Raw genomic sequence first — 14,009 nt, forward strand, 5'->3', positions numbered from 1 at the left:
TTTGTTTTGGCAGAAAAAAACCTTTAAAACCTTCTTCTTTTGCTTTTATAGCAATAGGTAAAACGCCTTTTATGGGTTGCAAACTACCATCTAGTGATAATTCTCCCATGATAATATATTTGTCAACTTCTTCGGATTTTATTTGCCCTGAAGCAGCAAGGATTCCTATAGCCAATGTCAAATCATAGGCAGAACCTTCTTTACGTAAATCGGCAGGGGCCATGTTTATTGTAATTTTTTTTACTGGAAGATTGTAACCATTATTTTTTAGAGCAGCAGCAATACGATAACTACTTTCTTTGATTGCGTTATCAGGCAATCCAACTAGATGATAACCAACACCTTTATCTATGTTTACTTCGACGGTTATTGTCGTGGCTTCGACACCGAAAACGGCGCTTCCAAATACTTTTACTAACATGGCGTATATTTTTATATTTTCAAAAATAGTGTTTTAACTTATAAAAACAAAAAACCTGCAAGGATTAACTTGCAGGTCAGTATATTAATTGTTTTTTATTTAAAAATCTAATTATTTTAAAATAGTAAATTCAATTTTTGAATCATTGTATACTTTATGTGTTTGCTTTTTGAAATCTTCTTTTTTTGCATAGAAAATATTTTCTACAAATGTTTGAGGGTTCAAATCTATGAGAGGAAACCAAGTACTTTGTATTTGAATTTGTATTTTATGCCCTTTTTTGAAAGTATGAAAAACATCTTGAAGCTTAATATTTACTGATGTTTTCTGATTAGGAACAAAAGGTTCAGGATTTACAAAACTATTGCGAAAACGACCACGCATTACTTCACTTCTCACCATCATGTGGTAATTACTCATTTTTAAATAAGGTGCAATTTCTTTTGTTTCGGGTTCATTGTCAGGAAAAACATCAATTACTTTTACAATCCAATCGGCATCAGTCCCGGTTGTAGCAACTTGTAATTGAGCTAGTATTTCTCCAGCAAGTGTCGTGTCATTGTCTAATACTTCGGTTTCAAAGACTAAAACATCTGGTCTTTTAGCAGCAAATCGTTGGTCATCAGTCATATATTTTCTAGGTGTAATACCTCGTTGCGAGATATCTTCGGAAGAAGGAACAGGTTTTTTAGGATCACTTACAAATTCTTCAAAAGTGCCATCATTAGAGTTAACTTTAGCTAATTGTTCATTGCTTTGTAAATAATAACCTTGCTTCTCAGTATTTTTAGGAGGCCAAGCATCATAACTTTTCCATTCTTTTTTGCCTGTATCAAAAACATAAGCTTCTGGTAATGTATTTTCACCTTTACCATTGTCTTTTAGGAAATGACGAAAGAAATTTGCTTCTATATTCTTTTGAAAATTGGCTGATATACTATCTCCAAAATAAATATTTCCTATAATTTGTTTTTCTTTATTTCTAGCCCAATCTCCGTGACTCCAAGGTCCCATAACAATAGTATTGTAGTTTTTACTACTTTTTTCAATGGTTTGGTAAGTATTCAATGGACCATATAAATCTTCGGCATCAAACCAACCACCAACAAACATTACGGCTGGTTTTATATTTTTCATGTGCTGTAAAAGGCCACGTTTTTGCCAAAATTCATCATAGCTAGAATGATCTTTTAACTGTTGCCAAAATTCATCATCTTTTGACATATAAGAGTCCAAATTAGTAAGCGGACCTTCATCTAAGAAAAAATTATAATCGTCTAAAGTATTTGTTTTGGGAAAGGTAAACCAATCGTCTGGAGTTCTTTTTGTTTTTTGTGGACCAAATAATGGTGTAGCTTTCCAATAACTAAGCATATAAGCACCATTGTGGTGAAAATCATCGAAGAAGAAGTCAGAAATACACGCTTGAGGAGAAACCGCTTTCAAAGCGGGATGATTACTTAATAAAGAATATGATGCATAAAAACCTGGATAAGATATTCCCCAAGTTCCTACATTGCCATTATTATTAGATACGTTTTTAACCAACCAATCTATGGTATCATAAGTATCTGAAGCTTCATCAATATCTTTATTGTTTTTTTTATTAGGAATAAAACCACGCATGTTATCATACAAACCATCACTCATATATCGTCCACGAACATCTTGATAGACTACAATATAGCCTTCTTTCATCATCACTTCGTTTGGAGCAATACTCTCATCAAATTTATCTAGACCATAAGGAGAACAGCTATAAGGAGTTCTTTGCATAATGATAGGATACTTTTTTGTGGTATCTTTTGGTGAATAGATAGTTGTAAATAATTGTAAACCATCACGCATGGTGATGTGTACTTCTTTTTTAGTGTAGTTTTCCGCTACATAATTTGATTTTTTTTCTTGTGCTGTCAAGGAAATTGAGAGCAACAAAAAAATACCTGAGAGCAATTTATTCATTAGTTTTTTTATTTTTTAAATTTAGAAATTCCCACTTCCAACCAAGTTTTGTATTCCTGAATGTTTGGAGTATATGGTACTGGTTCATTTAACTTTTTTTCATCTAATCCTATCAAAACATAGTATGGTCTAGCATTTGTGCCATAATTTAATCTTTGAAACTCGCTCCATTTCTGACCAACAGTTGTTATTTTGTTTCCAGTTTGTTTAGAAATGTATTGCTCATTTTCAGGTAATTCTTTTCTGTCATCACCGTAAAGAGAAATTAATACAATATCATTTTTAAGAATTTTTAAAACCATTTCATCCGACCAAACATTGTTTTCCATAACCCTACAGTTTTGACATTGTTTTCCTGTAAAATCAATTAAAATCGGCTTGTTTACTTCTTTTGCATAAGACAAACCTTGCTCATAATCTTCAAAAGAAACTAAATTATGAACACCATAAACTGCATTCTTTGGTAATTGTGTTGAACTACTTGCAACAGTATTATTTCCAAATCCTTGAGGACTTTCGCTATAAGTACTTGGTGGAGGAAATGCCGAAATTATTTTTAAAGGCGCGCCCCAAAGCCCTGGAATCATATAAATTGTAAAGGATAATGTTATCACTGCCAAAACTAATCGACCAACAGAAATATGATTTAGCGGACTATCATGTGGCAAAGTAATTTTGCCAAATAAATACAACGATAGTGTCGCGAAAAGAGCAATCCAAATTGCAATAAATACTTCTCTTTCTATTAAATGTAAGTCTAAACCTATGTCTGCATTAGAAATAAATTTCATTGCCAATGCTAGTTCTACAAAACCAAAAACAACTTTTACAGTGTTTAGCCAGCCACCTGATTTTGGTAAATTACTAAGTAGGCTAGGAGCAAGCGCAAAAAACATAAATGGTAAAGCCAATCCTAAACCAAATCCAAGCATTGCTATTGACAAAATTGTAGCACCTCCGTCAGAATTTAATGAGGTTCCCATCACCAAACCAATTGCTGGTCCAATACAAGAAAAGGAAACAATTATTAAGGTTAATGCCATGAAAAACACACCAATTAAACCACCTTTATTGGAAGCATTGTCCACTTTATTGGCAAATTTATTTGGGATTGTAATTTCGAAAGCTCCAAAAAATGATATGGCAAATATGGCAAATATTAAGAAGAAGAAAATATTTAAATAAACATTATTGGATATTTCCGAAAAAATATCTCTGTTTATTCCTTCTATCAAATGAAACGGAATTGTAATTAATACACAAATAGCAACAATACAAAATCCGTAGAAAAAAGCATTAAATTTCCCTTTAGATTTACTTGAAGATTGTTTCAAGAAAAAACTAACCGTCATAGGAATCATAGGGAAAACACATGGTGTAATAGTGGCAAATAATCCTCCTAAAATTGAAAGTAAAAAGATAGACCAAATCCCATTATTTTCGCTTTTCTCTTCGTTTTTAGGAGAAATGATTGGCGTATTTTCTTTTGAAATATTAGTCTTTACAGTTACTGTTTGAGATGAATCAATAGTTTCATTTACAATTTCTGGTTTACTGGTTTGAATAGTAGATTTTGGAATTTCAAACTGAAATGATTTATTTGCATTAATACAAGATTCTTTACAAACTTGGTAATCTAAATCAACTTTTACATTTTTTAAACCTGGATTTGTAACTTTTATTTTTTGAGTTAAAGTCACACTTTTTTCAAAAAAAGTTTCATTTACTTCAAAAATTTCATTGAAAGCAGTTTTTGTTTTACTTTCTTGAGTTTTTCCGACCAATTCGTATGCTCCTTTTTCAAATTTTAAAATCGTTGGAAGTGGTCCACCATCTGCTGTAAATTGTGAATACATGTGCCAACCGGAATCTATTTTTCCATCGAGGATTAAGTTAAATTCTGTTTCAGAAATTTTCTCGACTCTTGAACTCCATTTTACTGGATCTAGAATTTGAGCTTGAGTACTTAAAAAAGTGAAAAATAGTAGTAAAGCGATTATTTTCTTCATTGTATTAATTCTAATTGTATAATATTTTTAGTTGTTTTATTTGCTATAAATTGTTGGTCTGCTCGTTTTTCGATAACCCAAACAATTTGGTTGTTAGAACATAAAAGCCAAGTATTTTCTTTTTCTATCAATGATAATTTTTCATCTTTAAAGTATTTACTCAACTTCTTTTTACCATCCATTCCCGATGGGTAAAAAGAGTCTCCTTCATTCCATTTTCTTATGGTTAATGGAAATTGTAGTTTATCTTCATCAACAAATATAATTGTATTTTTAGGTGTAGAAATGTCGTTTACTTTACAAATAGAAAGATTTAAGGGAATTTTAACTTCTTTTTGACCTTTTTCGATAAAATAAGATTCATTTTCTAAATCTTTTATTGGTGACAAAATTAAAAAATCACGGTTTTTTAGTAATCGATAATTTTTGGAGAAAATTTGTTTTCCGGATTGTGATTCGACTAAATCATAAATATCTTCCCAAGCTGTAAAATCATATTCTCGCAACCATTGGTACAAATAGGATTTGTAATTGGGCAATTGGGTTAGTTTTTTTAAATCGAAAGAAATAACCTCATTGTCTTCTTTTGCTACTTGTTGGTAAATCATAATTGTAGCATCTTCGACCATAATTTGTGATTCCTGCAAATAATTTTGCGTTTTCTGAAAGGAATATAGAAAATTAGGATTCAATTCTTTTAAAATAGGAACTAAATCATGCCGAATTTTATTTCGTAAATATTTATCCGAAGCATTGCTAGAATCTTCTCTCCATTTGATATTATATTCTTTAGCATATCCTTCTATTTCGTTGCGAGAAAAAGGCAATAAAGGTCTAATTATTTGTTCGTTTTGTTCAGGAATTCCAGTCAATCCATCTAAACCTGTTCCTCTAGTTAGATTTATTAGAAAAGTTTCTAAATTATCATCGGCATGATGCGCGGTAAGAATGTAATCGAAATTTTGGGTTTCTAATAATTCATAAAACCAATTGTACCGAAGTTCTCGAGCCGCAATTTGAGTTGATAATTTATAATCTTTTGCAAAATTTTCGGTATCAAAATGGGTTATAAAAGCAGGAATGTTATTGTTAGAAGCATAATCTTGAACAAATTGCTGATCGCCAAAACTCTCTAAACCACGCAATTGGAAATTGCAATGCGCAATGGCAATATTATAATTCAGTTTCTGAAATAAATCCAACATTACCATACTATCTATTCCTCCGCTTGTAGCTAAAAGAATTTTTTTATTTTCCAAAAAAGGAAAGGTTTTAGATAAATGGTTTTTGAGTTTCTCTAACATTTTTCAAAAATAAGCATTTATTTTTATAATAATTAATTATGACATTACTCTTGCAAAACCTACTGTTTCACGATACATTTGCGGAGATACTTCGGCATTATTTTTAAAAAATCGACTAAAATAATGTTCATCATCATATCCTAATTCGTATGCAATTTCTTTTACAGATTTATTGGTTAAATATAGTTCTCGCTTGGCTTCTATGACGATTCTTTCTGCTATTAAGTCCGTTAATGTTTTATTGAAATGAGTTTTAGTTATTTTACCTAATGCTTTGGGTGTCATATTCAGTAAATTAGCATAATCGCTTGCTGAATGTTTGTTTTTAAAATGAGATTCGATATAATTTTTTAAATTCTGAAGGATAAATGGTTCTTTGCTGGTTGTTAATTTATCTTCAATTTGTGTTTGTTGTATCACTTTTAGTCGAGTAGCAGTTATCAAAAATATCTTAAGAAAAGAAACTAATAATTCATATTGTGCTAAAGCAGGTTTTTCTATTTCATTTTTAATTTGATCTGTAATCATAGTAAAAGTTGCAGAAGAATCTTCATCAATTATTACGTAAGGCGGCTGATAAATGTTATTGTATAAAATACCATTACAAGCAATTTCATCTTGGTGTTTGTGTATACAAAAGAATTCTGGATGAAAGTAAATAGCAACACCTTTAATATTTGGATTATCCATAAACATAAAAGGTTGGTAAGGAGCAAACGCAAAAAGAGTATTTTCAATAAAATCATATTCTGAAAAATCAGCTTTAATTTTACCCTGTCCTTCTTTTATCCATATCAAACTGAAATAATTATTTCGTTGAATATGATCAAAGCAGTTATCATTATCGAAAGAAAAAATTTTGAAAGCCAAATTTCCATTTTGTGGATTTACTAATGTATGATTGGATTGCGATAACATAAAAAATGGGTTATTTAAATTTTCTTTCTGATTCCTCTATAGCTAAATCATTAATACTGGCAAATCTCTTTCTCATTAGACCATTTTCATCAAACTCCCAGTTTTCATTTCCATAAGCACGAAACCATTGGCCTTCTTTATTGCAATATTCATATTCAAATCTTACAGCCATACGATTTTCTCTAAATCCCCACAGTTCTTTTTTAAGTTTATAATCGAGTTCATTTTTCCATTTGTCTTTTAGAAATTCTTTTACGGCTTCACGACCATTTATAAATTCGGTTCTGTTGCGCCATTCGGTATCTTCGGTATAGGCCAAAGCAATTCGCTCAGGATCCTTACTATTCCAAGCATCTTCAGCTAATTGTACTTTCTGTAATGCTTTTTCTAGAGTAAATGGTGGTAGTGGATGTTTTTGTTCCATGGTTTTTATTTAAATACAGCAATTCTATCTTGAATTGCTGTATGATATTATTAATTAACTTTTTGCGATAGCTTCATCAAATGCTTTTTTAATCTGATCATTTGATTTTGCTACACTTATTTTTGAGATTATTTTCTTTGTTTTAGAGTTTATTAATGTTATTTCTCCTGTTGTATTACTTTTTGCAATTACTTTTTCTATACCAAACGGCTCTAATGCACTTTTGCTTGAAGCTTTTGTTGCATCATTGGTCAAATCATTTACAACAATTTTAATAGTAGGTTCTTGGTATAAAGGTAATATTTCTTTTGAAACTCTTCCTCCATTTTTTACACAAGTAGGACACCAATCGGCTTTTGTTACAACTGCAATTACTTTAGTTTCAGTTTGTGCAAATAAGCTTATTGATAATAAAGTAAAGAGTATAACTAAATTTAATTTTAAGTTTTTCATGATTTTTTATTAATTATAAAGTTGATGCTAAAGGAAAATCGACAGGAACTTGTGTTAAATTATGCAAATAGTTCATGGCGGTTTTGTCACTAATTTGTAAAATTAAATCGACTAAATTTTCATTTGTATATCCTTGAAAAAAGAATAAATCTAGATTATCATTACTTACTTTTCCTTTATTTTTAGTAATATCTGCGGCTAATGCAACTAAGGCATTTAATTTTTCGTTTGATGATTTTCCAAGTCTAATTTCGTGTAATTGTTCTTCAGTAAAACCATTCATTTTTCCTAATACTAAATGGGCACTTTGACAATATACACAGTTATTTACTTGGCTTACAATTAGATTTACTGCTTCTTTTTCTTTGTTAGATAAAGAAGTTTTAGCATTTTGATACGCTAAAAATCGTGACAAACCGTTTTCTGAGTAAGCAATAGTTGCATATAAATTAGGAACAAAACCCAATGCTCTTTGCAAATTATCGAAAATTTCTTGATTTAATGGAGCTACTTCTGCTCTTGATGGTACTGAAAATGTTTTCATTTTTTTTTTTTTAAATTATTGTCATTATTGACATTACAAAGATGCGATAGCCTTAAACAGTTTAAAATGGACAATAAACGCAAGTCCATGGATAATTTTCTTTTGATTTTTTTAAAATAGAAAAGCAACCTGATAAGGTTGCTTAAATATTACATTTTTTTGTATTTATTTTTTTATTAAGATAAAACAAATTTATAATTAACTGTTTTTCAGTACCTCTAACATCGCTTTTGCTTTCAACAAACATTCTTCATATTCATTTTCGGGAATTGAGCCAGCAGTAATAGCACTTCCTACAGAAAAAGAAACATATTTCTCTTCCAAATTATATAAAATACTACGAATTACGACATTAAAATCGAAATCACCAGTAGGAGTAAAGTAACCTATTGCACCACTATATAAACCTCGTTTTGTCTCTTCTAATTCTTCAATAATTTTCATTGCCGAAATCTTGGGAGCACCAGTCATACTACCCATTGGGAAAGTAGTTTTTAGAATATCTATAGGAGATGTGGTATGCAAAACTTCTGAAACAACTGTAGAAACGAGATGATGTACTTGCTTAAAAGTATAAATTTCACACAATTCCTCTACTTGTACCGAACCTTTTATAGCAGTGTGAGATAAATCATTTCTAACCAAATCGACAATCATTACATTTTCCGAGCGTTCCTTAGGGTTCTGGGATAATTCTAGTTTCGATTTTTCGTCTTCAATACCATCAGAAATCCGTTTTGAAGTTCCTTTTATAGGTTGCGAAATTATTTTAGTTCCTTCTTTTCGCAAATAACGTTCTGGCGATGCCGAAAGCAAGTAATTTGTATTGTTTCTGAAAAATACTGAAAATGGCGGTTCCGAAATTGTATTTAGTTTATTGTAAATTTCTAATGGATTTATTTCAGCATTTTTGCCAAAAAACTCCATACAAAAGTTAGCTTCATAAATATCGCCACGATTGATGTGTGTTAGCATTTCACTAACTTTTTCTACATATTTTTCTTTAGTTATTTGTTGTTCAATTTTAAGATTTATATTACTAATGCCTTTTGCCTTTTGCCTTTTGCCTATTGCTATAAAATCCTCATCAACTTCATCATCACACATATTTAAGTATTGAATTTCTACTTGATTTCCTTTCAATAAAAATATTTTTTTAGGTTGAAAGAAAAACAAATCAGGAAAATGCAAACCATCATCATTTTTAGAAAATAAATCTTCAGTATCGTTTTTTAAATCGTAGGATAAATAACCAAAAAGCCAATCTCGAGTTTGCGATTGGTATTGTTTTAAATCTTCGAAAGCATTGTAATAGTCTGTTTTTATTGATGTAAATGCATCAACAGCTAAAACACAATCATAGCTAGAATATTGTTGTGGATAATTATTACTGTCCAGAAAAACAACTTCCCTGTACTGATTTCCCCAAGCTAAGAGTTGTTTTTTAAATGAAATGGAATCTTGTAAATCCTTAAAAATTGATGTTCTCAAATCGAAAATGAATATTTAACAAAATTACAACATTTTATGAGTAATGAATCAAAGTTTTTGGCACAGTTTTTATTACAGCTAGAATTATGTATTAACAAATAAATTCATATTAAATTATTGATTGAAAACTACCTTCAGAATTCCCTTAAAAACAGTAACCTCAATTAATATTAAATATGAAAATCATGAAAAAAACTCCCGCAATTGGTTTGGCATTACTACTGGTAACTATTGCCTATTCTTGTAAAGAAGCTTCTGCAGAAGCGCCAACAAACGAAGAAGCTGCTCCAGCAATGGAAGAATCTGTCGATGCAAAAGCAGCAACATCTTCATCAGCAGCAGTAGAACCCAAGAATTCTAAAAGAAAATTTGTTAGAACTGCGGACATTAAATTTAAAGTAAAAAACGTTCCCAAATCGACTTATGCTATTGAAGATGCAACTACAAAATTTGGTGGTTTTGTAACCTACACCAACTTGCAAAGTAACGTTTCTAAAAAAGACGAAACTAAGGTAAGTCCAGATAGCACACTTGTTACCACAAAATATACGGTCGAAAACAGTATTACCATTCGCGTACCCAACACACGATTAGATACGGTGATAAAAACCATTGCAAAACAGGTAGATTTTCTTGATTTTAGAGTGATAAAAGCCGATGATGTTACTTTACAAATGTTATCCAATCAAATGGTACAAAACAGAAGTAATAATTCCGAGAAAAGAATCGAAAAAGCGATTGATGATAAAGGCAAAAAACTCAATAATATTATTGATGCCGAAGACCATTTAGAAGATAAAAAAGAAAAAAACGACGCTAGTAAACTCGAAAATTTATCGCTAAAAGACCAAGTAAATTTTAGTACACTTACTTTACAAATTTACCAAAGAGAAGCTGTAAAACAAGAAATGGTTGCCAATGAAAAAAGTATAAATGCTTACAGACCCAATATTGGTTTGCAAATTTGGGATAGTTTAAAAACAGGTTGGTTTATGTTAGAAGGGATCATTGCATTTGTGGTACAATTATGGGGAATAGCGCTCATTGCTGGCTTAGGATATTTTGGATATAAAAAATATACAAAAAAGTAAAACGAAACCATCAGGAAACTGATGGTTTTTTTCTGGAAATTTATCTTGTAAAAACCAATGTATTTCCTTTTGATAAATTAGCATCAAAAGAATAGCCTTCATAATTAAAACCTTTCAAATCTTCTAATGTTTCAATATCATTATCAATGATGTAACGAACCATCAATCCGCGAGCTTTTTTGGCAAAAAACGAAATCATTTTTAGTTTTCCTTCTTTATAATCTTTAAATTCGGGAGTGATTACAGGAACTTTTAGTTTTTTTGTATCAATAACTGAAAAATACTCGTTACTCGCCAAATTGATAAACAATTCATTTTTTTTTAACTCTTTGTTTAAAGCATTTGTTACGATTTCCTTCCAAAAAATATATAAATTTTTATGTTCACCGATAGGTAAATTTGTTCCCATTTCTAAACGATAAGCTTGCATTAAATCTAACGGTTTTAGGATTCCGTATTGTCCAGAAAGAATGCGAAGTTTGTTTTGTAAAACCGAAATTTTTTCTTCAGGAATCGAGTAGGCGTCAAGTCCGTTATATACTTCTCCGTTGAAAGTATAAATAGCAGGGCGAGCATTCTCTGGTGTAAAGGGTGTTTTAAAAACTTTATTTCGTTGCCAATTTAGTTGTGCTAAATTATCTGAAATATGCATCAGTTCTGATAAATCTTTGGGTTTTAGTTTTTTTAAAACCGAAATAATTTCCTTAGATTGTTTTAAATAAACTGGTTTAGTAAACTGATTATTAGGTAATATTTTTTCAAAATCTAATGATTTGGCTGGCGAAATGACTATTTTCATGAAATAACTTAAATTTATATTACAAATATATTAAAGTTTCTATTTACATAGGTTTTGGTTTCACTTCTTTTGTACTCATTGCCGAAACTTTATTATCAGCATTTACAAAAACGGTGAGTTCTCGCTTAAAATATTTTTTCTCGTAATTAATATTATACTTAAAAATATATTGTTCATTAATTTCGTCATGTTTTATTTCGATTAAATCGATAGAAATAAACTTTCCGTTTCTAAAATTAATTTTTTTACAAGTTTCTGATAATTTTTGAGGTGTAATATTTTGTATCACTTTATCAGTCGCTTCATCACTAGAAAAAGGCTTGAAACGAGAAGTATTGCAAGATTCTAATAACCTTGATCCCAAATCATAAGCTCTATTTTTAATTACGGATTCAACTTCATTTGGGTTTACAATAACAATCGATTTTTCTTCTGTAGAGGAAGTTGCTGTTTTTTGAGTCTTACAACTATATAGGAAAACAAAAGTAATAATTAGGATTATCTTTTTCATTGTGAATTTTTTAAATACTAACGGAAATAAGTTTGTTTTGGTATAAAAAGATTTATAATGTGAATTAAAAATTAAACTGATTGATTGTTAATATTATACCTAACAGGTTTTTAAAAACCTGTTAGGTATAACTTCTTGAAAAGAATGTTTTATTCCAACTCTTGATTAGAATTAATAACAAAAAAACAGTTACAGTAATTTTTAAGAAATTTAAAATTACTTTTAAAACAAGAAATCCCGAATTAACGGGATTTCTTTTATATAGATAGATATTTATGGGAATTAATTATGCATTATAACAGTATCTACAACATGAATCACACCATTAGATTGGTAAACATCAGCGATTGTAACTGTAGATTGGTTTCCTTTTTCATCAGTAATAACTAATTTTTTGCCCATCATTTTACAAGTAATTTTTCCTCCTTGTACAGTTGTATAAACAGCAGTTCCGTTACCAGCTTTTATAGCTGCAGCAATCATTTTGCTATCTATTCTACCAGCTAAAACGTGGTAAGTTAAAATACCTTGTAACATTGCTTTGTTTTCTGGTTTTACTAAAGTTTCAACAGTTCCAGCTGGCAATTTAGCAAAAGCTTCGTTTGTTGGTGCAAAAACTGTAAATGGACCTTTACCAGATAAAGTTTCTACTAAATCTGCTGCTTTTACTGCAGCCACTAATGTAGTATGGTCTTTAGAATTTACAGCATTCTCAATAATGTTTTTAGCAGGATACATTGGTGCTCCACCAACTGTTACTGCTTTTTGCGCATAAGTACTTGTTCCTAAAACTAATGCCAATCCTAAAATTGCAACCGATAAAAATTTTTGTGTTTTCATAATATAATTTATTTTATTTGTTATATGGTCATATACGCGGTAAAATTATTTATGGTTTTAAAATATTTTTATTTAACATATTTTAACAATTAAGCATGTTTCAAAATAATAAATAGTTTTTGGAATAGTTGTGTATATTTGTGGGTTGGCTGCAAGTTGTAAAAAACTGTGATAAAAAAGTACTTATGGATATTAAAGATATTTTTGAAATTAAAAAACTACCTTCAGTAATTTTTCTTGTAGTTACTATTGTTGGTGGTTTTTTATTCTACGGAGGGGATTATGTGCTGATTAAAGCAAACCCTAAAACTACAGTAGGTTTTTATACCTATTTAGCTTGGTTAATAAGTTGCGGTTTACTTGTAACCAATATGGTAAAATTTATTATAACTCAAATTAGAAAGTTCTTTCTAACGCGTGAAATTAAAAATGAATATCGTGAAACTCTTCGAAATCTAGATTCTTATGAAGTTTCAGTCATTAGAGAATTTTTTCTTCAAAAGCGACATGCTTTAGATTTTCCATATGATAATCCTGTAATTACAGGATTAGTAAGCAAATCTGTAATCTTTATTACGTCTTCTTTGGGTTCAAGTAGTTTTATTGTGAATGGAAATAAAACAACTTTCACAATGAATAAATATATGCGAAAAATAATTGACCCTAATGAATATTTTGGACTAAACAAGCTATCAAACGAACAAATTGAAGAAAGTCGACCTTATTTTCTAAGATAATCTTTTGATTTTTAAATTTGCCCTGCAACCTGATAACAACCACTTTTACAATCTATTCCCAACTTAACACAAAAAAACGTCGAACAAAATTACTTTCGTTCGACGTTTTTTATTATTCTCTTTTTTTAGTACAAACTCGGAAATTGAGTAGGATTTACTTCGTGCATCATGGCATATACTTTCTCAAAAATATCTTCAACAGATGGTTTCGAGAAATAATCGCCATCGGTTCCGTAAGAAGGGCGGTGTGCTTTTGCAGCTAATGTTTCAGGCTGACTGTCTAAAACCATATAACCTTTTTGCTCATCAATAATTTGTTGTAAAATATAAGCCGAAGCTCCACCAGGAACATCTTCATCTATAATTAACAATCTATTTGTTTTAGCCAACGATTTTACAATATCATGGTTTACATCAAATGGTAATAACGATTGAATATCTATAATTTCGGCATCAATTCCTACTTCTAATAACTCTTTTGCGGCTTGTTCTACCAATCTTAAAG

The 14,009-nt window shown here is 30.1% G+C and carries 15 protein-coding genes; 2 read left to right on the forward strand and 13 right to left on the reverse strand.

All coding sequences use genetic code 11. The annotated features are described in order from the left end of the window. The 9 genes from ABI549_RS11385 to ABI549_RS11425 form a co-directional block, all read right to left on the reverse strand. Window positions 1-421 (reverse strand): magnesium chelatase domain-containing protein (locus ABI549_RS11385; RefSeq protein ID WP_348076582.1); only part of this gene is annotated, 421 nt, incomplete at its 3' end. Between the two features lie 111 nt (window positions 422-532). Then, window positions 533-2,383, reverse strand: a complete 1,851-nt coding sequence (locus ABI549_RS11390; RefSeq protein ID WP_348076583.1) for a CocE/NonD family hydrolase — start codon at window positions 2,381-2,383, stop codon at window positions 533-535. An 8-nt stretch (window positions 2,384-2,391) separates the two neighbouring features. After that, the gene (locus ABI549_RS11395) at window positions 2,392-4,392 is read right to left on the reverse strand and encodes a cytochrome c biogenesis protein CcdA (RefSeq protein ID WP_348076584.1); all 2,001 of its coding nucleotides are present in this window, start codon (window positions 4,390-4,392) and stop codon (window positions 2,392-2,394) included. Beyond that, on the reverse strand, window positions 4,389-5,696 hold the full coding sequence (gene tilS / locus ABI549_RS11400; RefSeq protein WP_348076585.1) for a tRNA lysidine(34) synthetase TilS: 1,308 nt from the start codon (window positions 5,694-5,696) through the stop codon (window positions 4,389-4,391). The genes ABI549_RS11395 and tilS overlap by 4 nt, the downstream gene beginning before the upstream one ends. Before the next feature lie 36 nt (window positions 5,697-5,732). Then, window positions 5,733-6,614 (reverse strand): helix-turn-helix domain-containing protein, encoded by an 882-nt coding sequence (locus tag ABI549_RS11405; protein WP_348076586.1) that lies wholly within the window; start codon window positions 6,612-6,614, stop codon window positions 5,733-5,735. A gap of 10 nt (window positions 6,615-6,624) precedes the next feature. Next, window positions 6,625-7,038 (reverse strand): nuclear transport factor 2 family protein, encoded by a 414-nt coding sequence (locus ABI549_RS11410; RefSeq protein WP_348076587.1) that lies wholly within the window; start codon window positions 7,036-7,038, stop codon window positions 6,625-6,627. A gap of 54 nt (window positions 7,039-7,092) precedes the next feature. Continuing rightward, complete coding sequence (locus ABI549_RS11415; protein WP_348076588.1) at window positions 7,093-7,491, reverse strand: hypothetical protein; 399 nt, start codon at window positions 7,489-7,491, stop codon at window positions 7,093-7,095. 13 nt (window positions 7,492-7,504) lie between these two features. Continuing rightward, complete coding sequence (locus ABI549_RS11420) at window positions 7,505-8,035, reverse strand: carboxymuconolactone decarboxylase family protein (RefSeq protein ID WP_348076589.1); 531 nt, start codon at window positions 8,033-8,035, stop codon at window positions 7,505-7,507. 198 nt (window positions 8,036-8,233) lie between these two features. Further along, entirely contained in the window at window positions 8,234-9,526 is a 1,293-nt protein-coding gene (locus tag ABI549_RS11425) for an anthranilate synthase component I family protein (protein WP_348076590.1), read from the reverse strand. Between the two features lie 185 nt (window positions 9,527-9,711). Between ABI549_RS11425 and ABI549_RS11430 the strand changes: the two genes are divergently transcribed. Then, window positions 9,712-10,617, forward strand: a complete 906-nt coding sequence (locus tag ABI549_RS11430) for a DUF4349 domain-containing protein (RefSeq protein ID WP_348076591.1) — start codon at window positions 9,712-9,714, stop codon at window positions 10,615-10,617. A 40-nt stretch (window positions 10,618-10,657) separates the two neighbouring features. Here ABI549_RS11430 and yaaA read toward each other — a convergent pair whose 3' ends face one another. The 3 genes from yaaA to ABI549_RS11445 form a co-directional block, all read right to left on the reverse strand. Next, window positions 10,658-11,416 (reverse strand): peroxide stress protein YaaA, encoded by a 759-nt coding sequence (gene yaaA / locus ABI549_RS11435; RefSeq protein WP_348076592.1) that lies wholly within the window; start codon window positions 11,414-11,416, stop codon window positions 10,658-10,660. A gap of 43 nt (window positions 11,417-11,459) precedes the next feature. Further along, complete coding sequence (locus ABI549_RS11440) at window positions 11,460-11,927, reverse strand: hypothetical protein (protein WP_348076593.1); 468 nt, start codon at window positions 11,925-11,927, stop codon at window positions 11,460-11,462. A gap of 282 nt (window positions 11,928-12,209) precedes the next feature. Beyond that, the gene (locus ABI549_RS11445) at window positions 12,210-12,767 is read right to left on the reverse strand and encodes a fasciclin domain-containing protein (RefSeq protein ID WP_348076594.1); all 558 of its coding nucleotides are present in this window, start codon (window positions 12,765-12,767) and stop codon (window positions 12,210-12,212) included. A 185-nt stretch (window positions 12,768-12,952) separates the two neighbouring features. Here ABI549_RS11445 and ABI549_RS11450 point away from each other — a divergent pair, with 185 nt between their 5' ends. Continuing rightward, a complete protein-coding gene (locus ABI549_RS11450) occupies window positions 12,953-13,504 on the forward strand; it encodes a super-infection exclusion protein B (RefSeq protein WP_348076595.1) in 552 nt (183 codons plus the stop codon). A gap of 125 nt (window positions 13,505-13,629) precedes the next feature. On the opposite strand, the gene ABI549_RS11455 is transcribed toward ABI549_RS11450, so the two are convergent. Beyond that, window positions 13,630-14,009, reverse strand: a 380-nt coding sequence (locus tag ABI549_RS11455; RefSeq protein WP_348076596.1) for a transketolase C-terminal domain-containing protein, incomplete at its 5' end; no start/stop codon positions are given.

It is taken from the genome of Flavobacterium sp. (assembly GCF_039932285.1).
Taxonomy (GTDB): domain Bacteria; phylum Bacteroidota; class Bacteroidia; order Flavobacteriales; family Flavobacteriaceae; genus Flavobacterium.